Annotated in this window: 25 protein-coding genes, 1 pseudogene and 1 riboswitch; of the genes and pseudogenes, 8 read left to right on the forward strand and 18 right to left on the reverse strand. The window is 72.6% G+C overall.

Features of this window, described 5'->3' with window-relative positions; translation table 11 throughout:
• Positions 1-121: 121 nt before the first annotated feature.
• The 3 genes from IEY20_RS03465 to IEY20_RS03475 all read right to left on the reverse strand — a co-directional run bounded on the left by IEY20_RS03465 (position 122) and on the right by IEY20_RS03475 (position 4,991).
• Positions 122-1,645 carry an MFS transporter gene (locus IEY20_RS03465; protein WP_188888905.1) on the reverse strand — a complete coding sequence of 508 codons (1,524 nt, stop codon included), beginning with the start codon at positions 1,643-1,645 and terminating at the stop codon, positions 122-124.
• Positions 1,646-1,878: 233 nt separating this feature from the next.
• A complete protein-coding gene (locus tag IEY20_RS03470; RefSeq protein ID WP_229727848.1) occupies positions 1,879-2,937 on the reverse strand; it encodes a LacI family DNA-binding transcriptional regulator in 1,059 nt (352 codons plus the stop codon).
• The gene (locus IEY20_RS03475) at positions 2,916-4,991 is read right to left on the reverse strand and encodes an aldo/keto reductase (protein WP_188888907.1); all 2,076 of its coding nucleotides are present in this window, start codon (positions 4,989-4,991) and stop codon (positions 2,916-2,918) included. The genes IEY20_RS03470 and IEY20_RS03475 overlap by 22 nt, the downstream gene beginning before the upstream one ends.
• A 241-nt stretch (positions 4,992-5,232) precedes the next feature.
• Between IEY20_RS03475 and IEY20_RS03480 the strand changes: the two genes are divergently transcribed.
• From IEY20_RS03480 to IEY20_RS03500, 5 genes are all read left to right on the forward strand, one after another.
• Positions 5,233-6,537 (forward strand): ABC transporter substrate-binding protein, encoded by a 1,305-nt coding sequence (locus IEY20_RS03480; RefSeq protein WP_175329487.1) that lies wholly within the window; start codon positions 5,233-5,235, stop codon positions 6,535-6,537.
• Entirely contained in the window at positions 6,534-7,601 is a 1,068-nt protein-coding gene (locus tag IEY20_RS03485) for a carbohydrate ABC transporter permease (RefSeq protein WP_175329488.1), read from the forward strand. Before IEY20_RS03480 ends, IEY20_RS03485 begins: the two co-directional genes overlap by 4 nt.
• On the forward strand, positions 7,598-8,521 hold the full coding sequence (locus IEY20_RS03490; protein ID WP_175329489.1) for a carbohydrate ABC transporter permease: 924 nt from the start codon (positions 7,598-7,600) through the stop codon (positions 8,519-8,521). Before IEY20_RS03485 ends, IEY20_RS03490 begins: the two co-directional genes overlap by 4 nt.
• A 175-nt stretch (positions 8,522-8,696) precedes the next feature.
• Positions 8,697-9,245: a TetR/AcrR family transcriptional regulator gene (locus tag IEY20_RS03495; RefSeq protein WP_175329490.1), complete on the forward strand. Its 549-nt coding sequence runs from the start codon at positions 8,697-8,699 to the stop codon at positions 9,243-9,245.
• Between the two features lie 66 nt (positions 9,246-9,311).
• Entirely contained in the window at positions 9,312-9,482 is a 171-nt protein-coding gene (locus IEY20_RS03500; RefSeq protein ID WP_175329491.1) for a hypothetical protein, read from the forward strand.
• A gap of 144 nt (positions 9,483-9,626) precedes the next feature.
• On the opposite strand, the gene IEY20_RS03505 is transcribed toward IEY20_RS03500, so the two are convergent.
• The 11 genes and pseudogenes from IEY20_RS03505 to IEY20_RS03555 form a co-directional block, all read right to left on the reverse strand.
• On the reverse strand, positions 9,627-9,851 hold the full coding sequence (locus IEY20_RS03505) for a hypothetical protein (RefSeq protein ID WP_175329492.1): 225 nt from the start codon (positions 9,849-9,851) through the stop codon (positions 9,627-9,629).
• A gap of 304 nt (positions 9,852-10,155) precedes the next feature.
• Positions 10,156-10,704, reverse strand: a complete 549-nt coding sequence (locus IEY20_RS03510; RefSeq protein WP_188888909.1) for a hypothetical protein — start codon at positions 10,702-10,704, stop codon at positions 10,156-10,158.
• Positions 10,701-11,204 (reverse strand): hypothetical protein, encoded by a 504-nt coding sequence (locus IEY20_RS03515; protein ID WP_175329494.1) that lies wholly within the window; start codon positions 11,202-11,204, stop codon positions 10,701-10,703. Before IEY20_RS03515 ends, IEY20_RS03510 begins: the two co-directional genes overlap by 4 nt.
• On the reverse strand, positions 11,201-11,875 hold the full coding sequence (locus IEY20_RS03520) for a TetR/AcrR family transcriptional regulator (RefSeq protein ID WP_175329556.1): 675 nt from the start codon (positions 11,873-11,875) through the stop codon (positions 11,201-11,203). Before IEY20_RS03520 ends, IEY20_RS03515 begins: the two co-directional genes overlap by 4 nt.
• Positions 11,876-11,954: 79 nt before the next feature.
• Positions 11,955-12,434: a 6,7-dimethyl-8-ribityllumazine synthase gene (gene ribH, locus IEY20_RS03525; protein ID WP_022903697.1), complete on the reverse strand. Its 480-nt coding sequence runs from the start codon at positions 12,432-12,434 to the stop codon at positions 11,955-11,957.
• A 35-nt stretch (positions 12,435-12,469) separates the two neighbouring features.
• Positions 12,470-13,141 (reverse strand): annotated as a pseudogene (gene ribB / locus IEY20_RS03530) (3,4-dihydroxy-2-butanone-4-phosphate synthase); the annotation flags it as partial.
• Positions 13,141-13,803 carry a riboflavin synthase gene (locus IEY20_RS03535; RefSeq protein WP_175329496.1) on the reverse strand — a complete coding sequence of 221 codons (663 nt, stop codon included), beginning with the start codon at positions 13,801-13,803 and terminating at the stop codon, positions 13,141-13,143. The gene IEY20_RS03535 and the pseudogene ribB, both read right to left, overlap by 1 nt.
• Before the next feature lie 80 nt (positions 13,804-13,883).
• Positions 13,884-14,017, reverse strand: a riboswitch (FMN riboswitch).
• Positions 14,018-14,206: 189 nt separating this feature from the next.
• Positions 14,207-16,633 (reverse strand): bifunctional lysylphosphatidylglycerol flippase/synthetase MprF, encoded by a 2,427-nt coding sequence (locus tag IEY20_RS03540; protein ID WP_175329497.1) that lies wholly within the window; start codon positions 16,631-16,633, stop codon positions 14,207-14,209.
• Positions 16,630-17,949, reverse strand: coding sequence for an alpha/beta hydrolase (locus IEY20_RS03545; protein WP_175329498.1), 1,320 nt, complete (start codon positions 17,947-17,949; stop codon positions 16,630-16,632). The genes IEY20_RS03540 and IEY20_RS03545 overlap by 4 nt, the downstream gene beginning before the upstream one ends.
• Before the next feature lie 168 nt (positions 17,950-18,117).
• Entirely contained in the window at positions 18,118-19,740 is a 1,623-nt protein-coding gene (locus IEY20_RS03550) for a hypothetical protein (RefSeq protein ID WP_229727850.1), read from the reverse strand.
• 89 nt (positions 19,741-19,829) lie between these two features.
• A complete protein-coding gene (locus tag IEY20_RS03555; protein WP_188888911.1) occupies positions 19,830-20,474 on the reverse strand; it encodes a hypothetical protein in 645 nt (214 codons plus the stop codon).
• A gap of 772 nt (positions 20,475-21,246) precedes the next feature.
• Between IEY20_RS03555 and IEY20_RS03560 the strand changes: the two genes are divergently transcribed.
• Positions 21,247-21,678 carry a GNAT family N-acetyltransferase gene (locus IEY20_RS03560; protein WP_022903689.1) on the forward strand — a complete coding sequence of 144 codons (432 nt, stop codon included), beginning with the start codon at positions 21,247-21,249 and terminating at the stop codon, positions 21,676-21,678.
• Between the two features lie 45 nt (positions 21,679-21,723).
• On the opposite strand, the gene IEY20_RS03565 is transcribed toward IEY20_RS03560, so the two are convergent.
• Positions 21,724-22,251 (reverse strand): Lrp/AsnC family transcriptional regulator, encoded by a 528-nt coding sequence (locus tag IEY20_RS03565; RefSeq protein WP_175329500.1) that lies wholly within the window; start codon positions 22,249-22,251, stop codon positions 21,724-21,726.
• Positions 22,252-22,427: 176 nt separating this feature from the next.
• Between IEY20_RS03565 and IEY20_RS03570 the strand changes: the two genes are divergently transcribed.
• Positions 22,428-22,856, forward strand: a complete 429-nt coding sequence (locus tag IEY20_RS03570) for a phage holin family protein (protein WP_022903687.1) — start codon at positions 22,428-22,430, stop codon at positions 22,854-22,856.
• Between the two features lie 6 nt (positions 22,857-22,862).
• Here the strand turns inward: IEY20_RS03570 and IEY20_RS03575 are convergent, their stop codons facing one another.
• Together IEY20_RS03575 and IEY20_RS03580 are read right to left on the reverse strand one after the other, a co-directional pair.
• Positions 22,863-23,378: a hypothetical protein gene (locus IEY20_RS03575; RefSeq protein ID WP_175329501.1), complete on the reverse strand. Its 516-nt coding sequence runs from the start codon at positions 23,376-23,378 to the stop codon at positions 22,863-22,865.
• A gap of 20 nt (positions 23,379-23,398) precedes the next feature.
• Positions 23,399-23,785 (reverse strand): DUF5997 family protein, encoded by a 387-nt coding sequence (locus IEY20_RS03580; protein ID WP_175329502.1) that lies wholly within the window; start codon positions 23,783-23,785, stop codon positions 23,399-23,401.
• Positions 23,786-23,818: 33 nt separating this feature from the next.
• Here IEY20_RS03580 and IEY20_RS03585 point away from each other — a divergent pair, with 33 nt between their 5' ends.
• Positions 23,819-24,667 (forward strand): LysR family transcriptional regulator substrate-binding protein, encoded by an 849-nt coding sequence (locus IEY20_RS03585; protein ID WP_022903684.1) that lies wholly within the window; start codon positions 23,819-23,821, stop codon positions 24,665-24,667.
• A gap of 13 nt (positions 24,668-24,680) precedes the next feature.
• Here IEY20_RS03585 and IEY20_RS03590 read toward each other — a convergent pair whose 3' ends face one another.
• Positions 24,681-25,499, reverse strand: a complete 819-nt coding sequence (locus tag IEY20_RS03590; protein WP_188888913.1) for a DJ-1/PfpI family protein — start codon at positions 25,497-25,499, stop codon at positions 24,681-24,683.
• Between the last annotated feature and the right edge of the window lie 9 nt (positions 25,500-25,508).

Genomic DNA, 25,508 nt, shown 5'->3' on the forward strand with positions numbered 1-25,508 from the left:
GAGGTTCCACGCACGGTGCGAGGCGATCACCCCCGCACGCTGCGCGAAACCTCGCACCGCGCGTATCGGGGCGCGGACGGCTCGCACGGTGCGAGGTCCCCGACACCACCACCCCGGGTCCCTACCGGCGGCGGAGCATCACCACGGCGCCGAACGCCGCCACGACCATGAGCACGGCCGCCACGGACCCGGTGATCGTCACGCCGGAGTCGAACGCCGCCCGCGCCGACGCCAGCAGCGCCTGCCCCGCCGACCCACCGAGGTCCGCGGCTGCCGACACCGCACCGCCGAGGGTCTCCTGCGCCGCCGTGTGCGCGGTCGAGGACAACCCGGCCGGCACGACCACGTGCGCCCGGTACGCCGTCGCGAGGATCGTCCCGAGCACAGCGGTGCCGAGCACGGCGCCGATCTCGTACGCCGTCTCCGACAATGCGGACGCTGCACCGGCCTTGTCCGCCGGGGCGGTCGAGATGATGAGGTCGTTCGTGACGGTCTCGGACGCTCCGATCCCGATGCCGAGCAGCACGAACGCGAACCCGAGCGCGACGACCGTGGCGTGGTGGCCGAGCACGGCGACCATCGTGTAGGCCGCCGCCGAGAACAGCAGCGCGACCGCGACGACCCACCGCGGCGCGACCCGGGCGACGACCGGCACGACGACGAGACCCGCGACGATCGTCAGCACCGAGCCGGGGACGAGCACGACGCCGGAGGTGAACGGGTCGAGCCCGGCCACGAGCTGCAGGTGCTGCGCGATGAAGAACAGGAACCCGGTGAGCGAGAACATCGCCGCGAGGTTCATGAGCACGCTGCCGGTGAAGGCCGTGCTCCGGAACAGCGTGAGGTCGAGCATCGGCGTCCGGGAGCGCAGCTGTCGGCGGACGAACGCGACACCGCAGACCACGCCGACCGCGAGCATCGCGATCGCGAGTCCGAGCTCCTCCGGGTGCACGACCGACTTGATCGCCCAGGCCGTGGGCCCGAGCGCACCGAGGGACAGCAGCATGCTCGGCACGTCGACCGGACCCGGCGCCGGGTCGCGCGACTCCGGCACGAAGAACGGGACGCCGACGAGCATGAGCACGAGGATCGGCACCGCGACCAGGAACACGCTCCCCCAGTGGAAGTGCGCGAGGAGCACTCCGCCGACGAGCGGACCGAGGGCGTTCCCGGCCGCGAACATGGTCGACCAGACGGCGAGCGCCATCCGCCGCTCTCCTGCGTCGGTGAAGACGTTGCGGATGATGGAGAGGGTCGCGGGCATGAGCATCGCGCCGAAGACGCCCATGGCGATCCGGGCCGCGACGAGCATCCAGGCGTCGGTGGCGAAGGCGGCGGCGACGGAGAGCAGCGCGAAGCCGGTCGCGCCGACCACGAGGATCCGCCGTCGCCCGATGCGGTCGCCGATGCTCCCCATCACGACGAGCAGGCCGGCGAGGACGAGCGGGTAGGCGTCGACGATCCACAGCTGGGTGGTGGCGTCGGGGTCGAGCGCGCGGCTGATCGACGGCAGCGCGAAGCTCAACACGGTGTTGTCGACGGAGATGAGCAGCACCGGCAGCATCAGCACGGCGAGGGCCGCGAACCGTCGGGCGCGGCTGCCGGTGACGGCGGTGGCGACGGGGCTGGTGAGCAGAGCGGACACGGGTGACTCCTGGAGGACTTCGAGCCGGACCAGGTCGACGGCACTTCGGTGGGGGTGGTCCGGGACGGGGCGCGGAGATGGACACGCGACCCGTCAGAACTCCGTTAGTGTACCGTCTGGACGGTGTTGGTTGCAAATGCAACCAACAGGCGGCCGGGAGGCGCGGTGCGGGCCCGCCACGGGCCTCCAGGCCGACGGGTCGGAGCCGTGCCGCGCGGCCCGGCGCGAGCCGACTACGCGCTCTCGCGCACCAGGAGCCGGTGCCGGACCGTGCGCTGCACGGTCGCACCGCTCCGCGGCAGCTCCCCGGCCAGCATCCCGAGCGCGAGGTCGAGCGCCTCGCGCGCGACGGCGTCCAGGTCGACCGCGAGCGTCGTCAGGGTCGGCGACACGAGCGCGCCGAGCGGCAGGCCGTCCACACCCACCGCCCGGAGGTCGCCGGGCACGTCCACCCCGGCACGTCGGCATGCCTGGAGCACCCCCAGCGCCATGACGTCGTTGAAGGCCAGGATCGCGTCGAGGCGGCGCCGACGCGCCAGGACCCGTGCGGTCTCCTCCGCGCCGCACTCGGCGGTGCCGTGCGGGCCGTGCACGAGCTCGGGGAGGTAGCCGCGTCGGTGCAGGGCGTCGAGCATCAGCACGCCGCGGGCGCTCGGCTGCCCCGGCTGCGAGTTGTCGAGCACGACGGGGTGCCGGACGCCGGTCGCGACGAGGTGGTCCGCGAGCGCCTCGATCGACTCGGCGGGGTCGATCCACACGGCGGCCGTCGGCGGGTCGACGGACGGGTCGAGTTCCACCATCGGCACGGACCCGAGGAGCTCGGTCCACCGTTCGCGGCGGTTGCCGAGGTAGCCGATGACCACGTCCGTCTGGCTCCCGAGCGCCTGCACGATGCGATCAGCGTCGCCCGCCAGGGTCGTGTCCGCGAGCATGACGTTCCAGCCCTGCTCGGCGGCCAGGCGGTAGACGGCCGACGCGAGCTGCGGCGAGTACGGGTTCCGGAGATCGTTGACGACCAGGCCGAGCTGGTGGTCACCGCCCGTGACGAGTCCGCGGCCGAACCGGGACGGTCGGTACGCGAGCCGCTCGGCGGCGGCGAGCACCCGCTCCTTCGTGGCCGCGCTGATCCCGGACATGCCGTTCATCGCACGCGTGACCGTCTGGCGGGACACCCCGGCCGCGGCGGCGACGTCGATGATCGTCGCGCGGGACGGCGCCGCGGGCACCGGTGGCGTCGCGGGCATCTCGCCCGCGGCGCGGGACGGATCGGTCAGTCGCGGAGGTCCAGCCATGCCACCTGTTCGGGAGTGAGGTCGACGGAGAGGCCCTGCATGGAGGAGCGGGCTTCCGCGATCGTACGCGGTCCGAAGAGCGGGAAGGTCGGGAAGGGCTGGTTCAGCACGTAGGCGAGGGCGATGGCCGTCGCCGGCACACCGAACTGCTCGCCGAGCTCCCGAGCCCGCCGCAGCCGCTCGAAGTTGTCGTCCGAGTAGTAGCAGCGCACGAGCTCGGCGTCACTGGTGTCCTCGGGCGTCGCACGGCCGGTGAAGAACCCGCGGGCCTGCGAGGACCACGGCAGCAGCGGGACCTGACGCTCCTCGAGCCAGCGCTTCGACGCCGGGTCGGTCGCGTGCCGGCAGCCAGCCCACGGCACGTCGTACGCCTCGGCGAGGCCGAAGTGGTTGCTCAGCACCTCGAAGCCGTGCTTGCCGTTCGCCGCCGCGTAGGCGTTCGCCTCGTCGAAGCGTTCGAGGCTCCAGTTCGAGCCGCCGAACACCCGGATGCGCCCCGCGCGGCGGTGTTCGTCGAGCACGTCGACGAACTCCCCCACGGGGACGTCCTCGTTGTCGCGGTGCATCATGTAGATGTCCGCGTAGTCGGTGCCCTGGCGCTCCAGGCTCTCGAGCAGCTGCGCGGTGAGCGACTCCGGGTCGCAGAACGGCGTGTGCGCGCCCTTCGTGATGACGACGACGTCCTCGCGGATCCCGCGGTTCTGGATCCACTTGCCGAGGCGCCCCTCCATCGTGCCGCCGCCGTAGATGTAGCCGGTGTCGAAGACGTTGCCGCCGCGGCTGACGAAGTGGTCGAAGATGGCGCTGGCGTGGGCGAGGTCCAGCTGGTTGTCGACGCCCATCACGAGGCGTGACAGCCGCTTGCCGACCCCCGCGATCTCGCCGTACCGCATCGGGTTGTCCGCGTGGTCCGGGGCGGCGGCCGCGACGACGAGCGGGGCGCCGCTCACCGTCGGGATGTCGGCGTCCTCGGCCTCGAAGGGGTAGCGGAGGCCGATCGCTGCCCGCCACCGGTCGAGGGTCCGTGCGGTCGCGAGGGATTCGTCGATCGTCATCTCGGGGGCGTCCGTGCGCCCCTCGCGGAGGGCGGCGGTCGTGGCGTCGGCCTCGAGCGCGTACGGCTTCGCGCCGGCGAACGACAGCGTCCGGGGCTCCTCGTCGACCGTGCTGACCTCGATCGTCGGGTCGTCGCCGAGGGTCCACGGGTCGCGGAGCACGATGCGGCCACGCGTGCCGTACACGGTGACGGCGTTCTCGTCCTGCACGCGGACGCCGGTGCGGACCACGGCCGTGATGCCGGACGGGTAGGTGAGGTGCGCGGTAGTCCACTCGTCGACGCCGGTCGGGCCGAGGGTCCCCGTCGCGGTGAGCTCGGTCGGCTCGGCGACGGCGACACCGGTCGCCGCCTGGACGACCGCCGCGGTCATCGTGACCGGGTACCCGCCGACGTCGAGGATGCCGCCGCCGGCGGTGGCGACGTCGAAGAGCCGGCCGGTCCGTGAGCCGGCGCGGAACGCGAAGGACGCGTCGACGTGCGTCACGGCGCCGATCGCGCCGTCGCGGACGAGATCACGGAGCGCAGCGGTCTGCGGGTGGAAGCGGTACATGTACGCCTCGACGAGCGGGAGTCCCGCCTGGCGTGCGGCATCGGCGAGCGCCATCGTGGTGCCGTGGTTCGGGGCGAGCGGCTTCTCGCAGAGGACCGCCTTCCCGGCTGCGAGGGCACGGAGCACGAGGTGCGCGTGCCCGGTGTGCACCGTCGAGACGTACACCGCGTCGACGCGCGGGTCGGCGAGGACCTCGTCGTACGACGCCGCCGTGACGTCGTCGAAGCCGTGCTCGGACGCCTCGTCCGCGAAGGCCTGCGCGCGGGCGGGGTCGCTGCTGCCGGCGGCGACCAGCACGCCGCCGACCGCCGGGTCGACCGTGCCCGTGGCGCCGTTCCCGCTCGCCGGCAACTGGGACAGGAACCGGCGGGCGATGCCGCCGGGTCCGAGGACGGCCCACCCGTCGTGCGTGCGGGTGGTGGCGGGGGTCGCGGTCTGCGCTGACATGCGGATCCTGTTCGTCGTGAACCTTCACGGTCGCAGTGACGCTAGCCCGATCAGCCCGTCAGCACAATGCCGGGGAGGCTTGACACGGCGTGTCGCGGAGAGCATGCTCTGACCACTTCGTGAGCGTTCACGGTCGAACGCTCGGCACGGGTCTCGACGATGAGTCCGCGTGCGCCGGCCGCTGCCCGACGAGCGCGCCGCCGAGGTGTCCGGCAATCTCAACGACGAGAGCAGGTCGTCCGTGACAGCAGCGCAGTCCGTCCGTCTCAGCAGGCGGGGGTTCCTCGCCGGGGCGGGAGCCCTCGGGGCACTCGCCACCACCACCCTCCTGGCCGGGTGTTCGACCGGCACCGCGATCTCCCGTGACCCGGACGAGCTCGTCCTCTGGTACTGGAACCGGTCGCTCGACCCGAAGTTCCTGCGGCGGGCCGCCGGGGGGATCCCCGGGCAGGGGTCGAAGCGCCTCCGCCCCGACCTCATCGGCGGGGCGTCGTACGACACGAAGTTCCGCACGGCCCTCGCCGGCAACGCGTTCATCCCGGACGTCCTGATGATCAACTCGAACTGCTGGCTGTACTTCCCGGACGAGGAGCTCTTCACCGACTTCCGTCCCACCGCGGCCGAGCGGTCGTCGTACTACGACTGGAAGCTCTCCCTCGGTCGGACACCGTCGGGACGCCAGTGCTTCTGGCCGGTCGACACCGGACCGACCGGTTTCTTCTACAACCAGGAGGTCCTCCGGAAGGCGGGCCTGCCGACGGCGCCGGACGAGGTCAGCGCCGCGATCGGCACGTGGTCGGACTTCCGGGACTTCGGCAAGCAGATCAAGCGGAAGACGGGCGCGGCGACCATCATCACGGCGACGCAGCTCTTCAACCAGTACATCGCAGCGAGCCCGACCCGCTACTTCGACCGCGACGACCAGCCCCTGTACCAGCGCGACGACAGCGCGGTGCGGAAGGCCTGGGACAACGCGGTCGAGTCGATCCGGGCCGGCATCACCGGCAACCTGCAGTCCGGTACCGACCAGAACGCCGGGTGGGTCGCCGGTCGGGTCGCCGGACAGATCGAGGGCGCGTGGTGGACGCAGGTCATCCACGACACCGCGCCGGACCTCTCCGGCAAGTGGCGCATCGCCCGGCAACCCGAACGCCCCGGCAACAGCGGTGGCTCGTTCCTCGCGGTGCCGAAGTCGTCGAAGGACCCGGCGGCGGCCGTGGCGTTCGCGAAGTGGATCACCGGGCCAGAGGTCCAGTCGCACACCTACAACGACATCCAGCTCTTCCCCTCCACCCCGGCGTCCTTCTCGAACGGGCTCATGCGGAACCCGGGCGACTACTTCGGCGACCAGGATCCGCTCGACTTCTTCCGCGACGCCGCACCGGAGGTGCCCGTGACCTACATCTCGAACCGGGAACGGTTCATCGGCGCGTTCGCGACCGAGATCACCAACGTCGAGTCGACGGGCAAGAACCCGGAGCGGGCGTGGAAGGACGCAGTCGACCAGACCGACCGCGTCCTCGCGAAGCGGGGGGTGGCGGCATGACCTCCACCCGCGAAGCCCCGGCGACGACCGCGAACCCGGTCGTCGGCGGGACGTCCACCTCGTCGATCTCGACCGCGGCGACGGGCCACCGGTCCCTCCGCCGCTTCTGGCCGCAGTACGTCGCGATCGCGCCGTTCTACGTCCTGTTCCTGGTGTTCGGGCTGTTCCCGATCGTGTTCTCGATCGTGCTGTCGTTCACCGACTGGGACGGCGTCGGTGCGCCCGCGTGGGTCGGGTTCGCGCAGTACCAGTACCTGCTCGGCGACCCGCGGTTCTGGAACGCGGTGTCGAACACGTTCATCATCTGGATCATCTCCACGGTCCCGATGCTCTTCCTCGCGCTCGTGCTCGCGTTCCTGCTCCACGGGAACATCCGGGCGAAGGGCTTCTACCGCGTCGCGTACTTCATCCCGAACGTCACCAGCATGGTGGCGATGGCCATCGTGTTCGGGTCGGTGTTCTCCGACGGCTTCGGACTCGTGAACGCCGCGCTCCGTGCCGTCGGTGCGGACCCGGTCGGGTGGCTGTCCACCTACTGGGGCGTCAAGGTGACCATCGCGGTGATGGTCATCTGGCGGTGGACCGGGTACAACGCGATCATCTACCTCGCCGGCCTCCAGTCGATCCCCACGGAGCTGTACGACGCCGCGAAGGTCGACGGCGCGAACACCTGGCAGATCTTCACCCGGATCACGATCCCGATGCTCCGTCCGGTCATCCTGTTCACCGTCATCACGTCGACCATCGGTGGTCTCGGACTCTTCACCGAGCCGCAGATCCTGTTCAACGGCCAGGCCGTCGGCGGACCGGACGAAGCCGGCATGACGATCGTGCTGTACCAGTACGACCAGGCGTTCAACCAGTTCGACTTCGGCTACGGGTCGGCGATCGCCTGGGTGCTGTTCTTCTTCTCCGTGGTGTTCGCGATCATCAACTGGCGACTGCTCAGCGAACGGGACGGCTTGAAGACACCGAGGCGACTGCGCACCGCGCGTGCCCTCGCCCTCGCCCCGGCCACCACGTCCACGACGTCCACGACGTCCACGAAGGGGAACCGCGCATGAGCGCCGACACCACGCCCCGCACCACGAACACCGCAGCTGCTCTCGGCCGCCCGAACGCCGTCGCCGACCGGCCGGACGACCACCGCCGTGGGTTCCGGCACGGCTGGGTCGGACGCGTCGTCACCCACCTGTGCCTCATCGTCGGCGTGGTGCTGTCGATCTTCCCGTTCTACTGGCTGCTCGTGATGTCGACGTCGTCGAACGCGCAGATCTTCGGCTACCCGCCCTCGCTCTGGTTCAGCGACCACACGATGCAGAACCTGGCGACGGTGTTCGGCAGCGTCGACATGCTCCGGGCGCTCGGGAACACGGTGCTCGTGTCCGGGGCCACCGCGGTCCTCGTCATGCTGTTCGACTCGCTCGCCGCGTTCGCGTTCGCGAAGTACGAGTTCCCGTTCAAGCGCTCCCTCTTCACGATCATGCTGGCGACGTTCCTCGTGCCGGGCAGCCTCTCGCTGGTGCCGAGCTTCGTGCTCATGGCGCACCTCGGGTGGATCGGCGGCCTGCAGGCGTTGATCGTGCCCGGAGCCGCGAACGCGTTCGGCATCTTCCTGCTCCGACAGTTCGCGACCGGGTCGATCCCGAACGAGATCATCGACTCCGCGCGGGTCGACGGCGCCGGGTTCTTCCGGACCTGGTGGTCGATCGCGGTGCCCATGCTCCGGGGTGGGCTGGCGTTCCTCGGGATCTTCACCTTCATCAGCTCGTGGAACGACTACGTCTGGCCCCTCATCGTGCTCATCGACCCGAAGGGACAGACGCTGCAGGTGGCGCTGGCCTCGCTCAGCTCGGTGAACGCGACGGACCTCGGCTCGGTGATGGCGGGCGCGGTGATCAGTGTGTTCCCGCTCATCGGGGTGTTCATCATCGGCTCGCGACACTTCATCGCGAACATCGCCGCCGGAGCCCTCAAGGGCTGACACGACCCGCAGGCGCCGTGGAGGATGGCCCACGGCGCCTGCGCCCATGTCCGCAGCGCCTACGCCTGTGGCGCCCGCGCTCGCGTCCACGGCGCTCGCGCCCTCGCCCGCGCCGCGTCCAGCCGGCCTCCGCGCCGTGCGCGCTGGCCCCGCCCGCGCATGGCAGACTTCCGGCATGGCAAGCGCCCGCGATCGTGTCCTGGACAGCTTCGTCGCCATCGTGTGCGAGGAAGGCGAGCGTCCGGCGACCCTCGACGCGGTCGCCGCGCGCGCCGGTGTCTCGAAGGGCGGGCTGCTGTACCACTTCGGGTCGAAGGTCGCCCTCGTCGAGGGGCTGTGCGAGCGCCTCTCCGACCTCTCCGCGATCGACGTCGAGCGGATGCGCGAGGCCGAGGACGGCGTCGCCCGCTACTTCGTCCGCAACTGCCAGTGGGTCGGCAGCGAGCTCGACCTCGCACTGCTCGCTGCGAGCCGCCTGCAGCAGGCCGGCTACGAGGAGGCGGGCCGCACCCTCGACGAGACTGAGAACGCCTGGCTCGAGACGCTCGTCGACGAGCTCGGTGACGAGCCGACGGCGCAGGCAGTCAAGCTGCTCGGCGACGGGCTCTACCACCAGGCGTCCCTCGGTGCCACGACGGACGTCCGGCCCACCCGTGGGGTCGTCGACATGGAGGCCCTGCTCGCCGTCGTCGACCGACTCATCGCGACCAAGCCGGCCGCGTGAACCAGTCGCCCCGCTCCTGGGGATAGACTGGCACCCGCATCACCCGCTGATTCCGGAGGTACCACCGTGGGCCGCGTCATCGCCGCTGTTTTCTCGATCCTGCTGCTGCTGGTGTCGATGTACCTGTTCGGTTTCGCGTTCCAGGTCGCGTCGGGCCAGGCGTTCGTCTTCATGGGCGGCCTGATCCTCATGTGCATCTCGTTCTTCCTGCCGATCCACGTGTTCGGCAAGCGGTAGTCACCGCCGCACACGACGCTCGGCCCCGCACCCTCCGGTGCGGGGCCGTCGTCGTTTCCGCCGTGCGGACCGGCTTGGAGGCGCGGCGCACGCCCGGCGCACAGCTCACGCCCGCCGACACACCTGGTGCCCATGGGCGATCGTTCAGCGGTCGTCGGTGTCCCGTCTCGCATCTCTGCGCCGGCGGACAGCTCGAAGAATCGTTCTCCAGCCAGCGAGGTACACGACGAGGCCGACTGCAATGGCGATCGGTTGAGGGACGCCTGCGAGCACGAGCAACACGGCCGCGAGGAGCGCTGCCAGGAGAGCCCCGAGGAGAAGCAGGGTCTGCACGTTGCGCAGCCGCCGCTCGGCTCTGGTCGCTCGCATGTTCCGATCCTGACGAGAGCGTCCGGCTCCGCCGGTAGCTCGAAGTCGAGGTCGTCAGCACCTGCTGCGCGGAGCAGTTCGGCACGCGTCCAGTACACCGCCTGCATGTGGTCGTGCAGCTTCGAGACGACTGCATGCCGGAGCGTGACGTCTTCGAGTCGTTTCGATGCGTCCGGCGTCTCGGTCCGCGCTCCGACGGTGGCCACCGTGCCACGTCCCGACAGCGCACGATGGTCGCCAGGAGCGCACCGCGCACCGCGGACCGCGGACGCCGTGTGTCAGCACCGCACGCGGCACCCGTCGGTCAGGCGGACGGTCCTAGCGCCGCCCGCCCACCGACGACGCGAGCGCGCCGCTGCTGGCCGCGCCGCGCGAGGGCGCCTGCAGCACCGGCGGCGATGCTGATCGGCGCGGTGACCCCCAGGGAATCCGCCCCGAGGATCCACGCGGGCACTGCCGCCATGGTCCCGGCGAGCAACGCGTGGACGATCACCTGCGTCCACGGCCGCCGCGCCCGCTCGAGCAAGCGGCCTGCGGCGTAGGTGACCGGGACGGTGACGAACGCGAACCCGAGGACGAAGAGCACAGAGACCCCGTCGACCAGCACGACCCAGCTGACGATCCCGCCGATCGCCGACCACCACGGCCCGCCCACGAAGACCCACGAGTCCGAGACGATCGGCGCGAGGAGCATCCCCAGCAACGACGCCGTCGGAAGCGTCGCACCGAGCATCCACCCTGCGGCACGAGCGTTCAGCGCCCCGGCGTCCTCGACGGTCCACCGCTCCGGTGCGTCCGTCTGCTCCGGTGCGTCCGCCTGCTCCGGGTCATGCCCGGGTTCCGGCGCCGTCACGGCCGGAACGCTTCCGGCCGACCCACCGAGGACGCGCGACGGGCAGCGGACCGGAGCTGTCCCTGCCGTGCGAGCGCACCGGCACCGGCGGCGGTCACCCCGACGAACGCAGCGAAGAACGGGCCGGACTGTGGCGCCCACGCCTCTCCCGAGGCCCACCCCGTCGCCGATCCGAGTCCGCCGGCGAGTACGGTCGTGGCGACCACCTGGAGGCTGCGGGAGCGCACACCCGCCATCAGGACGCCGAGGGCGTGGGTGAACGGGAGTGACACGACCGCGCCGCCGAGGGCGACCACCGCGGTCACGGCGTCGAACAGGAGCAGCCAGTACACCGCCGAAAGACCGTCGTCGACGCCGCCGGACCAGTCGTCCGCGACGACCGATGCGGTGACCCACCAGCACACGACCGAGAGCGACACGAGGGGCACCGTGACCCCGGCGAGCCAGAGCCATGCTCGCGCGACGAGGCCGACGGTGTCCCGGAACCGCCAGCCGCTCACGCGTCCCGCCCGGCGACGATGCCGACGATCTCCGTGACCGATCGGCGGAAGGGGCGCACGCGGAGCATGGGCAGGGCGAAACGGAGCACCCCGAGGACGGCGTCCACGAGTCGGTCCGTCCGCCGCTGTGCGGGCGAGGAGTCGTAGACCCAGAACAGCGTCAGCAGCAGGTAGGCGTTCCAGAGCGCGTGCGGCAGGTCCGCGCCGAGCGTGCCGGGCAACTGCGTACGGGAGCCCTCGACCGCGTCGCGGAACAGCCCGAGCACGATGTCCCGGGCGGGCCCCGACTCGGCGGACATCGGGTTGTTCGGTGAGCCGGGCGCGATGGCCGTGGTGAGGAACTGCGGCGCCAGCTCGTGCCAGCTGCGGAGGTTGCCGAGCCCCGTGCGGACGACGATCCCGATCCGGGTGGCGAGGTCCTCGATGCCCTCGAGCTGCGGTGCGGCGAGCGCGAGGTGTTCACGCTGGACCTCGACGTAGAGCTCCTGCACGAGGTGGTCCTTCGTCGGGAAGTGGTAGTAGGCGTTCCCCACGGACGAGCCCGCTTCGTCGGCGATGCTCCGCATGGTCGTCGCGTCGTAGCCCTTCTTCCGCAGGGACCGGAGGGCGACCTCGCGGATCCGAGCCCTCGTGCGTTCACGTTTCGTCTGCGGAACCTCGTTTTCGAACACGTTCAAAAACTACACCCCGAACATGACGGAGCGCACCCCCTCGGCGAGGGGGTGCGCTCCGGTGCTGCCGGGAGCAGCGTCAGGCGGGGACGTGCAGCGACCGCAGCGTGACCGCGGTGGCGATGGCCGCGTGCGCCGCCTCGGCTCCCTTGTCCTCCTTCGACCCGGGCAGTCCCGCGCGGTCGATGCCCTGCTGTTCGTCGTCGAGGGTGAGCACACCGAAGCCGACGGGCTTGCCGGTCTCGATCGCGACGGTCGTGAGGCCGCTCGTCGCCGCGCTCGAGACGTACTCGAAGTGCGGGGTGCCGCCGCGGATGATGACCCCGAGGGCCACGGCCGCGTCGAACCCGCCTTCCAGCGCCGCCTTCGCGACCACGGGCAGCTCGAAGCTCCCGGGCACGGGGATGACGGTCGCCGAGGCACCGAGACGCTCGACCTCGCGCTGGGCGCCGGCGAGGAGGCCGTCCGCGATCACGTCGTGCCACTGGCCGGCGACGATCGCCACCCGCACACCGGTGCCGTCGACGTGGCCGCGCTCCGCTGCTCCCGCTCCGCTCATCGTGTCGTTCCTTCCGTGGGCGTGTCCGACGCCCGGTCAGCCGCGTCGAGCCACTCGACGAGTGCGGCGATGGTGATGACGGGCACGCCCTCGCGCACCCCGAGTTCGACGAGCCGCGGCAGCCGCATCATGCTGCCGTCCTCGTCGACGATCTCGCAGATTGCCGCTGCCGGGCGCAGCCCCGCCGCGGTCACGAGTTCGATGGCCGCCTCGGTGTGGCCGGCACGCTCCCGAACGCCGCCGGAGCGCGCTCGGAGCGGCACGACGTGGCCGGGGCGGTGCAGGTCGGACCGGACGGACGCCGGGTCGGCGAGGACGCGCAGGGTGCGGGCACGATCGTGGGCGCTGATGCCCGTCGTGATCCCGGAGGCCGCGTCGACCGTCACCGTGTAGGCGGTCCCGCGTGGGTCCTCGTTGTGGTCGACCATCGGCGGCAGGTCGAGGGCGTCGGCGATCTCGGCCGACACCGGGGCGCAGACGAACCCGGAGGAGTGCGCGACGGTCCACGCGATCCACTCCGGTGTCGCGAGCTCCGCGGCGAGGATGACGTCGCCCTCGTTCTCCCGGTGCTCGTCGTCGGCGACGATGACCGGCCGTCCGGCGCCGATCGCGGCGACGGCGTCCTCCACGCTCGCGAGGCCCGGGACCCGGTGCTCGCCGGGGCCGGACGCGACCACGGGTGCGACGTGCGGGACGTGCGTGACCATCACCGGGCCTCCAGGACGGGGGCCGCAGCAGCGCCGGCAGCCGACGCCGCCGCGTCGAGCCGCAGCATGCGCCGGACGTGGCGTGCCAGCACGTCGGTCTCGACGTTGACGCGGTCGCCGGGCACCCGGAGGCCGAGCGTCGTGGCCTCGAGCGTCTCCGGGATCAGGCTCACCTCGAACCAGGCCGCCTCGGGCGGGGTGTCCTCCGACGAGACCGCACTCACCGTGAGGGAGACGCCGTCGAGCGCGATCGAACCCTTGTCGACGACGAGCGGGCTGAGCTCGGGTGCGAGCGAGAACCGCACCCGCCGCCAGCCGTCACCGTCCGCCGTCTCGAGGACGGTCGCCGTGCCGTCCACGTGGCCCTGCACGATGTGACCGCCGAGCCGGTCCCCCACCGAGGCCGCGCGCTCGAGGTTGAGCGTGTCGCCCACGACGAGCGCACCGTGCGCGCTCATGTCGAGCGTCTGCTTCATGACGAACGCGGTGAACGTGTCGGGGGTCTGCTCGACGACGGTCAGGCAGACGCCGGACGTGGCGATGGAGTCGCCGTGCGACGCGTCCGCGACGACGAGCGGGCCGCGGACGGTGAGCGCGACGGAGTCGCCGTGCTGCTCGACGGCGGTGACCGTGCCGAGTTCCTCGATGATGCCGGTGAACACTGGTGTCCTCTCAACGGGACTCCGGGTTCGCGCGACGGTCGTCGACACGGGCGGACGGGTCGACGGCGTCGACTGTCCGCCAGCGCTTCCTCCCATCCGGACTCTCACCGTCGGTCCTGGAATCCCACCAGGTCAACCTCTGCCGGGTTCGCACCCGTCATCAGTTCGTGGACTGTCACCACCGGTTCGGACTTGCACCGACCCCGGAGCGCTTGCGTACCGGGAACGATACCCCACACACATGACGGTCGCGTTGCGCCGGTTTCTCCCCGTGACACGGGGCGGCCTGGAGGCTCGTGGCGGGCCCGCCACGCCTCCCTCGCACGCTCGGTCGGCGCGGTCCGCGTGACGCTGGCGCGTCACCGCTGAGCGGACCGCGCCCGGCCGTCAGGGCGTGCGTCGGTCAGCCGCGCCCGCGCGCGAACGCGACCGCCTGCCGGAACGACAGGTCGGGCAGGTACGCGCGGACGACCGCGATGCCGATCGACGGCAGCGCCACCGGGTCCGGGTACGCGAGCACGAGCGGGTGCAGCTCCGGACCGAACTTCTGCTTGAAGCGCAGCAGCGACCGGAACCCGTACACCGGCTCGAGCACCCCGCCCACGAGTTCGAGGAGGTTCTGCACGCCGTCCGCCGGGGCGTCCGGGGCGGACACCTGGGCGAGCGGCGCCGCGGACAGACTGAGCCGTTCGACCCCGTCGTCGCGCATCTGCTCGGCGGCGCTGGCGACGAGGAACTCCATCACCCCGTTCGGCGCGTGCTCGGTCCGCCGCATCACGTCGAGCGTCCACCCGACGACCCGGCCGTCCCGGTGGCTCGGCAGCCAGCTCGTGACCGCGAGGACGGTGCTCTCGGCGTCCTGCGCGACGAGGGTCCGCACCGCAGGGTCGCGCATCTCGTCGACGCCGCCGAGGGTGAAGCCCATCTCGGGCAGCTCGCGCTCGGCGACCCACTCCTCGGAGATCGCCTCGATCTGCCGGACGGTCGACACCGGGAGGTCCTGCCACGAGGACCAGGTCGCGGTGATCCCCTCGCGCCGTGCCTTGTTCACGGCCGTGCGGACGTCCTGCTTCTTCTTGCCGCTCGTCGTCCACGTCCGCGGGTCGAAGTCGGCGTCCTCGGCGACCGGCAGCGTGCCCCATCCCTGCGGGGCGAGGTGCGCGGCGAGGTCGGCCTCGATGCCGTAGAACGCGGCCGTCCACCCGTTGTCGTCGCACCAGCGGGCGAAGTCGGTCAGGGCCCGCTCCCGCGCGTCCGACCAGCCGAACGGGCCACCCACGGTGACCGCGACGGCGCCGTTCCGACGGAACGCCACCCCGGCACGGCCGTCGGCCGCGAACCAGTACTGGTTCCCCTGCCAGGTCGTCATCCACCCGAACGTGTCGCCGCCGCCGGCGAGCAGGAGTGCCCGCGCACGCTCGCGGTCCGCGCGGGAGCCGTCCGCGTCGGTGTCCGGCTCGACGGCGCCGGTGGGACGGACCGCGGCGAGGGCCACGACGACCCAGAGCACCGGCCCGATGAGTCCGACGACCAGTCGGAGGGCTGGGTCGAGCGACGGCAGGCGGTCCCAGAACGACACCGGGGCGAGCGGGCCGAGGGCGGCGAGCGCCAGACGGACCGGGTCCTCGACGCGGGCGGGCGAGGACGCGGCCACCACGAGGACGATCGTGACGAGCACGAGCGCCGACGCCCCGACGGTGACGGCGAAGCCGACCACACGCCGGCGGGAGGGCAGGACGGTGAAGGAGCGCCGGAGGATGACGAGCACGACCGCGGTCGCGACCGGCACGACGACCGACGCGACGATCGAGACGTCCACCACGAACTGGTCCTCGAAGCCGTGCAGGGCCGTGACGCGTCCCGGCACCAGGCCGTACGTGACCGCGGCGGCGACCGCGGTCACGGTGTCGACCACGACGACGAGCCAGACGGCGAACCGGCTGCCCCGGAAGAGCCCGAGCCCGCCGACGAGCAGGACGAGCAGCGGCGCCACGGCGAGCACGAGCGTCCACGGGTCGGTCGCCCGGAACGACAGCAGCCCGCGGAGGCACTCCCCCGCGACCCCGTCCGCACGACACCCGCGAACCGGACTCACCGGACCTGCGCCCACGACGGCGGCGAGTGGCGCGAGCAGTCCGACGCGGGCCCGGGAGACCAGCGCGATCACCGGCCCGACCGCCGACACGAGCACGACCGTGCCGAGCAGGACCCGGGTCTCGCGGTGGGAGCTGCGGACCCAACCCGTGCGCTTCGGCGTGCGGCGGAGCAGTTCGCCCAGCACCCAGCCGGCCCCCGCCGCGAGGACCGCGTAGAGGTCGGAGACGTGCCCGGCGTAGAGCAGGAGCGCCGCGACGACCGCGAGCGCGTTCACCCGGATCCGGCGCCGCCAGAGGGTCCCGGCGAAGGCGCTCGCGGTGACGATGGTGCCGACGATGGCGGTCCACGGGTCGAAGCTCGTCGCCCGGCCGAGGAGCAGCCCGCCGACGTTGCGGTCGTCGGTGTCGACGAACGCGGTCAACGCGCCGACCCCGGTGCCGACGACGGTCGTGACGACGAACGCGACGACCGTCCGCCACGACCCCATGAGTCGTTCGGAGGCGCCGACGAGCACCACCACGCCCGCGATCGTGACGAGCATCGCGACGACGCCGGTCGACGCGGCGAACACCCGGAAGGGGCCGAAGGACGAGGGGACGGCGCCGTGCTGCACGCGGAGCACGACGGCCGAGACCGACGTGACGAGGACGAGCAGCACGATGACCGCGGTGACCGGGGAACGTCGGACGGTCCGGAGGGCGCGCTCGGGCAGCGCCCGGGTCTGCGGGCTCACAGGGCACCGCTCGCGGGCAGACCGAGGTGGGCGATCACGGCCGGGAGGCCGTGCGCGAGGACGTAACGCACCGTGTTCCAGTCGTGCGCCGACCCCGGGGAGACGATCACCTGCGTCGCGATGCCCACCTTGCGCGAGGCCGCGTCGAGCATCGCGGTCGACTTCCGGTACGGGGCATCGTCCTGACCGACGCCGAAGACGGTGAGGTGGTCGACGTACCGCCCGTGCGCCGCCATCAGGGCTGCCGGGGCCGCTGCCCGGTACCTCGCCGCGGAGCCGTCGAACGCCACCGCGATGCTGTTCTGGACGCTCCCGGTCAGCGGCGCGGGCTCGCTCGAGATCGCCAGGGTGGTGCCGAAGACGTCGGGGAACTCGGAGGAGAACTGCATCGCGCAGGTGGCGCCCTCGGAGAACCCCGCGACCGCCCAACCGGACGGCGCCGCGGACACCGGCAGGTGCTTCCGGATCCAGTCGACGGTGTCCGTCATGATGTACGTCTCGCTCCGGCCGAGGCGTCGGGAATCGACGCACATCGGGTTGCGGTTGGGGGCGCCGAGCTGGTCAGGGGCGACCACGATCGGGGCCAGCCCGTCGTGGGTAGCAGCGTAGCGGTCGAGGTAGGTCGCCATGTTGCCGGTCTGGAAGAGGTCGGACGGCTCGCCCGGTTGCCCGGACAGCGCGACGATCACCGGCAGGGTCGGCGGGTGGGCGGTCCGGGCCGCGGGCGGCAGCCAGACGACGGCCTTGCGTGCGTGGAAGTGCGACACCGTGGCCGGGATGCGCACGCTGATGGTCTCGCCCTTCGTCGGCATGCCGGCCGGAGCGTGCCACCCCGACGGATCGAGCGCGGGCCGGGTCGAGGGTCCGCTGGCGAGCGCCGGCAGGTCCTCGTACGGGTAGGGGTTCGTCACGAGCGCCTGCTGGATGTCTTTGTAGAAACCGAAGTCGACGTTGACCCCGAGCCCGGCGGCGAGGACGACGGCGCCCGCCGCCGCGAGCGCAACGACCCGTCGACCCCAGCCACCCTGGACGGCCACGGTGACCAGGAGCGCGATGCTCGCGACCGCGAAGGCGACCCACATCCGGGTGATGGGGGTGAACGCGACGCCGAAGGCGTCCTGGACGTCGCCGAACCACCAGACCAGGCCGAGGCCGACGACCGCACCGACGACCATCGCACCGATCCGGACGAGGAACCGCCGCAGCGACCACGGGCGGACGACGAGCGCCCAGAGCACGAGGAGACCGGCGACCACGTCGACCGGGACGAGGACGTCGGAGTCCGTGATCTTGAGGCGCAGGAGTTCGTGGAGCACGTGCCAATCGTGGCCCTGCCGGGCTGCCGAGCAGCCCCCGGAGCGCTTCCACTGCTCACAGGATGGGCATCACCGCTTTCCAGTCGACGTTCGGACCGTTCACAGTTCGGCGGAGCGCCGGGACCACCGCGGTGGTGGTCCCGGCGCTCCGGTCAGCAATCGGCTCGGTCAGTACCGACGGCGCAGCGTCAGCACTCCGGCCCCCGCGAGGAGCAGGAGCAGTGCGGCGGTCAGCGGCAGCGCCGGCGACGGCGCTCCCGTGTACGCCAGCCCGGTCGCGGTGCTCCCGGTCGTGGTCGCCGCGGCGACGGTCGCCGTCCGGGAGGCACGGGTCGTGTCCGTCGCGACGGCCGCGGTCACCGGGACGGTCGCCGTCACGGGCACCACACCGGTGGTCGTGCCGGTCCCGGTTCCGGGGGTGCTCCCGGTGCCCGGCGTGCCGCCGGTCCCGGGGTTCGTGCCCGTGCCCGGGTCGGTGCCGGTACCCGGGTCCGTGCCGGTCCCCGGGTCCGTGCCCGTCCCGGGGTCCGTGCCGGTCCCCGGGTCGGTCCCGGTGCCGGGCGTGGTCGGCGTCGTGCTGGTGCCGTCACCGACGATGCCGATCCCGTTGCCGCCGATGGTGACGGGCAGGGAGATCACCGGGGCGACCTGCGTGCCCGAACCGATCCCGTCCGAACCATCCGTCGTCCCACCGGCCGACGGCGTCGAACCCGCCGTACCCGTGCCGGAGGTCGAACCCGAGCTCGTGCCGTCACCGACGATGCCGATCCCGTTGCCGCCGATGGTGACGGGCAGGGAGATCACCGGGGCGACCTGCGTGCCCGAACCGATCCCGTCCGAACCATCCGTCGTCCCACCGGCCGACGGCGTCGAACCCGCCGAACCCGTACCGGAGGTCGAACCCGAGCTCGTACCGTCACCGACGACCCCGATCCCGTTGCCGCCGACCGTCACCGGCACACCGATCACCGGCGTCACCTGCGTGCCCGAGCCGATCCCGTCCGAACCATCCGTCGTCCCACCGGCCGACGGGGTCGAACCCGCCGTACCCGTACCGGAGGTCGAACCCGAGCTCGTACCGTCACCGACGACCCCGATCCCGTTGCCCGACACCGTCACCGGTACCGAAACCACCGGCGCGACCTGCGTGCCCGAGGCCGTCCCGTCCGAGCCCGACGTGCTCGGCGCCGAACCCGACGACTGAGCCGGAGCCGGAGCCGACGCGGTCGACGAACCCGTGCTCGTGCCGTCGCCCAGCGCTCCGATCCCGTTGCCCGACACCGTCACCGGTACCGAAACCACCGGCGCGACCTGCGTGCCGGAGGCCGTCCCGTCCGAGCCGGACGTGCTCGGCGCCGGGACGGCCGAGGTCGTGGGCGCCGAGGCGGGCGCGGCGGGTGCCGACGCTCCGGTGGCGGTGGCGTCACCTGCGACGCCGACCGCGTTGCCGGACACCGTCACCGGGATGGTGACGTCCGGCGCGACCTGCGTGCCCGAGGCCGTGCCGTCCGCTCCGGAGGTCGTCGGGGCTGCACCGGTCGAGGTGGTGCCCCTGGGCGATGCGGTGGACGCGGTGCCCGGACCGGTCGCCGTGGAGACCGCGTCGCCGAGGATGCCGAAGGCGTTCCCGGTGGCGGACACCGGGGCGTCGACGGACGGGGCGACCTGCGTGCCCGAGACGACTCCGTCCGCTCCGGAGGTGGTGGCGGCGTTCGCGGCCGCGGCTCCTCCGAGGGTCAGGCCGCCGACGAAGAGGGCGAACCAGAGCCCTCTGGAGACGTACTTGTTCATGGTCGTTCACTCCCTGATCGAGATCTGTTCCCGACCGCGGTCACGGTCGGGTGTGTGCGTGCCTGCCGTGGCGGACAGGCGCACCGATCTCAATCAGGGGCGACGTCGTGGTCGTCGACCGGGGACGCGGGGATCGCGTCGTCGACGAGGGTGCCGCGTGACCCGGCGGCGAGGGAGAACTGGGTGCTCGCGGCGCCGAGGGCGCCGACGGCTGCACCGGTCGGGGAACCCGCGCCGGCACCGCTCGTGGAGGCCGTCCCCGCCGGGCCCTCCGCCGGCTGGTGCACCGGGCCGCCGCCCTGGGGCACGACGAGCGCACGGCCGCCGACGACCACCGGGTCGACGACGTTCGAGGACGCGTCGTCGGCCGCGGCGGCCCGAACCGTCGCGGCCGACGACGACGTGATCGTGCCCGCTCCGGCGGCCGGTCCGGCCGGTCCGGCCGGTCCGGCCGTCTGGAGCGCGGGGTCGCCGTCGCGGACGGACGACCCGTGCGTTGCGGAGCCTGCCGGGGGCGGGACGGTCCCAGCGACCGGCACCGCGCCTCCAGGCAGGGTCGTCGCGACGGGCGGCAGCGCGCCGCCCGGGAGGAGCGGACCACTCGGCAGCACCGGCGTCGAACCGTCGACGACGCCGGGAAGGCTGCCGACCGTCGAACCGACGCCGCCGAGCGTGTCGTCCACGATGCCGGTCACCGGACCGGTGACCGTGCCGAGGGTGTCGTCGCCGACCACCGGACCGACGACGGGGCAGGCCGCCGACGAGGTGGTCGAGCTCGTCGACGAGACCCGTCACCGGACGTGTCGTCGCGAGGTCGTGCACGGTTCCCGTGACGGGGCGCAGCACGGCGGCGACGCTGCCGGTGAGCGGCCGGGAGGCAGTGCTCGCCTCGGTCGCGGACCCGGACGAGACGGAGGGTGCGGACGCGCTTCCGGAGGGCGCCGACACGGACGGCACCGGTGCTGCCGGGGCGGGAGCGGCGGGGCTGGTAGCGGCCGGCGCTGGCGCGGCCGGTGTCGGTGCATGGGTTGCCGGTGCGGGCGCAGCCGGAGCCGGAGCCGGAGCCGATTGTTGCGGCGCCGGCTCCGGCGCGGGGCGGACCGGAGCGGGGGGCGTCGGGGCGACGGCCGTGCGGACCGGTTCGACGACCTCGCCGACGACCGTCCCGACGCCGCTCGAGACCCCGTGCAGGGTCGTGCCGAGCCCGTCGGTGACGCCGCCCAGCAGGCCTCCGCGGTCTGCGGACGAGGTGTTCGTCGCCGGCGCGGCGGTCGACGCCGAAGCGGAGCGCACGCCGAAGACGAGGGTGAGCAGCACGAGGGCAGCAGCGATCCCGACGCCCAGCAGGACGTACCGGATCAGCGCGCTGAGGGGTGCACGCATCGCCTGGTCCATGCGCTCACCTCCTGATCTCGGCTGCGCACGTAGAGTGGTTGGCCGGTACGGTACGCCCGTCCGCCCGATTCCGCATCCGGTTTCGTGGGAAAACGTCAGGAAAGGCCGGAATTGACCCCGATCTTCAGTGCTCCCTCCCGCAACCTCGACCCGGTGACGCTGCACGAGATCCTCCGGCTCCGGCAGGACGTGTTCGTCGTCGAGCAGGAGTGCGCGTACCCCGACATCGACGGGCGGGACATGGAGCCGGGAACCGTCCAGTTCTGGGCCGGACGAGGATCGGTCGACGCGACGGTGCGGCTGCTCCGCGAGCCGGACGGGAGCGAGCGGATCGGACGCGTGGCCACGGCGCGGCACGCGCGCGGGCAGGGTCTCGCCGGGCGACTCATGGAGTCCGCGATCGCCGAGGCACGCGCGTCGCGGATCCTGCTCGGCGCCCAGGCGCACCTCGAGGAGTGGTACGGCCGGTTCGGCTTCGTCCGGGACGGCGAGGGCTACCTCGAGGACCGCATCCCGCACGTCCCGATGGTGCTCGTGCGCTGAGCGCGGCGCTGTGGGGTGCGCCACGACACCGCGGCCACGGACCGGTCAGGCGCGCCAGCGACGGAGTTCGTCGAACGAGCGCCCCTGGTGCGTCCGGTCCGCGACGAGCCGCTCGAAGACGATGTTCGTCTGCGTCGTCGCCACTGACGGGTCGCCGCTCAACTCGTCCGCCACGAAGTCCCGGAGCTGTTCCGTCGAGGTACAGGCGATGTGGACGAGGAAGTCCTTGTCCCCGGCGAGGAACGACACGTCCTGCACGACCGGGACCCGCAGCAGCCGTTTCGCGAACTCCCGCAACTCGTGCCGCGCCGCCGCGTGCACCCGCACCGAGACCATCGCCTCGATCGAGAACCCCAGACGCGCCACGTCGACGTCGGCCCGGTAGCCGCGGACCACCCCGGCGTCCTCGAGTGCCCGGACCCGGGCGAGGCACGTCGACGGCGCGATGCCGACCGCCGCGGCGAGCCGGTTGTTCGGGATGCGCGCGTCCTCGGCGAGGGTCCACAGGATGCGCTCGTCGACCTCGTCGAACCGCGGGGTCTGGTCGGGACGGCGGACAGCACGCTCGGACATGCCTCGACGGTACCGCGCCGACCGCGAGCCGCGCGTCCGCCGCTTCCCGCGCGCGGGACAGCCGGCCCGGCACGGTCGCAGGCGCCGTGGCCATGATGGCGGGAACGGTCCGCGTCGACGGACCGCCGAGCAGCCCGGACCTGACGGGCCGCCCGGACCGGACGACAGGAGCACCCATGGCCAGCGACGACGAACCCACGACCAAGCCGTCCTTCCGCGACACGGTGACCGCCGGACTCGTCCAGAAGGCCCTCGAGCCCGTGATCCGCGCGGTCCGCGAGGAGGTCGCGGCAGCCCGTCAGGAGGTCCGGGACCGCGTCGGCGGCGCGAGGACCGGACTCGTGCTCGTGGGCGCCGCGGTCGGCGCAGCCCTGACGACCTCGGTCCTGCTCGCGGGGTTCGCCGTGGCGGCACTCGCGCTCGCCCTCCCGCTGTGGGCTGCGACGGGCATCGTCTTCGTGGTGTTCGCCGTGGCGACGGCGGTGCTGGGCGTCGTCGGCGTGCGGGGCCTGCGCCGCGGGGTGCCGCCGGTGCCGAAGGACACGCTGCGGTCCGCCCGGGAACGCCTCACAGCGGACGACGCCGACGCCTCCTCAGGGGCCTGACGGGAGTCACATGGCGAGGGTCATCCCGACGACGGCGACCGTCATCGCGAAGACCTCGCCGCTCCGGATGGCTCGACGGTCCTCCTGCGCCCACTCGTACCGGAGGAGCCAGCCGCTGAACGCGCAGTAGCCGACCACGCCGGCGCCGAGCACCGCGGTGAGCGCGATGCCGCGACCAGCGTGCCCGTCGACGGCACCGGTCGCGTGTCCCATCAGCAGCATCCCGGCCATGACGACCGCCGACAACGCCCGGTGCACGTCCATCGGCTCGGCGCGGCGGCCGTCCGCTCGACGCCGCCGCACCACGGGCAGCGGTGCGAGCAGGAGCAGCACCGTCGCGGCGAGGAGCGTCCACACCGCCCCCGCATGGAGGACCGGGAGCAGCATCGCGACGAGCATCACCGTCGCCGGGACGACCACGGCGACCCGCGGGCGGTACCGGTCACCGACGATGCAACACACCGATGCGAACTGCGGCACGACGAGCATCGCGTCGGCGACGGTCTCGTGGACGGCGGTCATCGGCTTCGGGAGGGTGCTGGTCAGTCCTGCGAGCGGGCGGCCTTGGCTGCGCGCTCCTGCTTCACCCGGGCGTTCTCGGCGTGCACCGCGGCCTGGGTCTCCCGCTCGCGGACGAGCCACTCGGGCTTCTCCTGCAGCAGCGTCTTGATCTCGGCCGTCGTCAGCGGCTCGTCGATGCCGGCCCGGCCGAGGCCGGAGATCGACACGCCGAGCTTCTGCGCCACGACCGGTCGCGGGTGGGGGCCGTCGCGTCGGAGGTCCTCGAGCCACGCCGGCGGCTCGGTGCGGAGCTCGTCGAACGCGGTCCTGCTGATCGGCGCACCGCGGAAGGACTCCGGGGCGGCCGACAGCAGGATGCCGAGCTTCTTCGCGGCCGTCTCGGGCTTCATGGTCTGTTCCTGCGCCATGCACACCAGGGTACGGCCCCTATGCTCGGTTGCATGACCGAGGCCCTCACCATCGCCTTCGTGCCCGGGGTCTCCCCGGCGAAGTGGGCCCGCGTCTGGCGCGAGCGGTTCCCCGACGTCGAGCTGCGTCTGCGGCCGATCGGCGCACACGAGGTGGACGACGCCCTCGCCGGCGAGGCGGACATGGTGTTCGCCCGCGAGCCCGTGTCCGACGTCCACGACGCGATCCCGCTGTGGACCGAGACCGCCGTGGTCGCCATGCCGAAGGACTCACCGCTCGCCGAGCACACCGAGGTCGACCTCGCGACGACGGACGTGCACGTGGTCGACGCGGGTCCCGTCCCGGCGGACGTGGACGCGACGCTCGACCTGGTCGAGGCGAACGTCGGGGTCGCCGTCCTCCCCCAGTCGCTGTTCCGCGCCGCGAGCCGGAAGGACCTCGTCGCCCGGACGCTCGCGGGCGCTCCCGGAACCCGCATCCTGCTCGCATGGCGGACCGTCGACGCCTCGGAGACCACGGAGGAGTTCATCGGCGTCGTCCGCGGTCGGACCGCGAACAGTTCCCGGGGTGGTCAGGAGCAGCCTGGGCCCCGCCCGCCGGTTCCGGACCGTCGCGCCAGCGACGGGACGGCCGTGCCGGGTGGGAGGGGCACGGATCGCGCCGACGGGACCGGCTCGCGTCCGTCGACAGCCGGCTCCGGCTCCACATCCGGTTCCGGCTCGCGCGGTGGCAAGGCGACGGCGGCGAACAGCCGCACCACGGCCAAGCGCGGCGCCACGAAGGGCACCAGCGGGAAGACCGGCGGTGGCAAGGCCGGGCGCGGCAAGACGCAGCGCGGCATGAAGGGCAAGCCGAAGCGCGGCTCGAAGGGCAACCGCTAGCGGGAGTCCCGCGTCAGCGGATCACCGCCGCTGCGGCCCGGGCGACCCGGTCGCCGCGGGTGTCCTCGGCGGCGGCCCGTGCTTCGGTGACGAGGCGGGCGTCCGCCCGTTCCGCCGACCCGGCGTCGAACGGTGGCTGCGGGTCGTACTCGATCTGCAGCTGGATGCGCTCGGCCGCCGGCTGTCCGGCGAGCTCGCCCGCCAACCACAGGGCCATGTCGATGCCCGCGCTCACCCCGGCCGCGGTGACGACCGCGCCGTCGTCGACGATGCGCTGCTCAACCGGGTCCGCGCCGAACGCGGCGAGCATCGGCTTCGAGGCCCAGTGGGTCGTCGCACGTTTGCCCGCGAGGAGCCCCGCAGCCCCGAGCACGAACGCGCCCGTGCACACGGACGTCACCCAGGTCGCCTGCTCCGCCGTCCGTCGCACGAACTCGATCACAGCGGGTTCGAGCATCGCCTCGAACGCCCCCGCTCCGCCCGGCACGACGAGCACGTCCGCGGCCCGCGCGCTCGTGAACGTCGCGGTGGGCACCAGGGCGAGCCCACAGTCGCTCGGAATGGGGTCGAGCGTCGCCGCGACGTACTCGACGGCCGCGCCGGGCACGCGTGCGAGGACCTGCGCGGGTCCGGTCAGGTCGAGCTGGGTGAGGTCCGGGAACAGCAGGAACGCGATCCGGACCTCCGCGGGGTCGTGCTCGGGTGCGACGTCACCGTCGGCCACGGGTTCGGGAACGTCGGCGTCGAGCGGCACCGCGACCTGCTCGGCACCGACCGGGTGCACCGGGACGGTCCGGACGTGGCGCGGAGCAGGTGCCGGGCCGGAGGTCATGCCCCGACC

Source organism: Curtobacterium luteum (genome assembly GCF_014646995.1).
GTDB lineage: Bacteria > Actinomycetota > Actinomycetes > Actinomycetales > Microbacteriaceae > Curtobacterium > Curtobacterium luteum.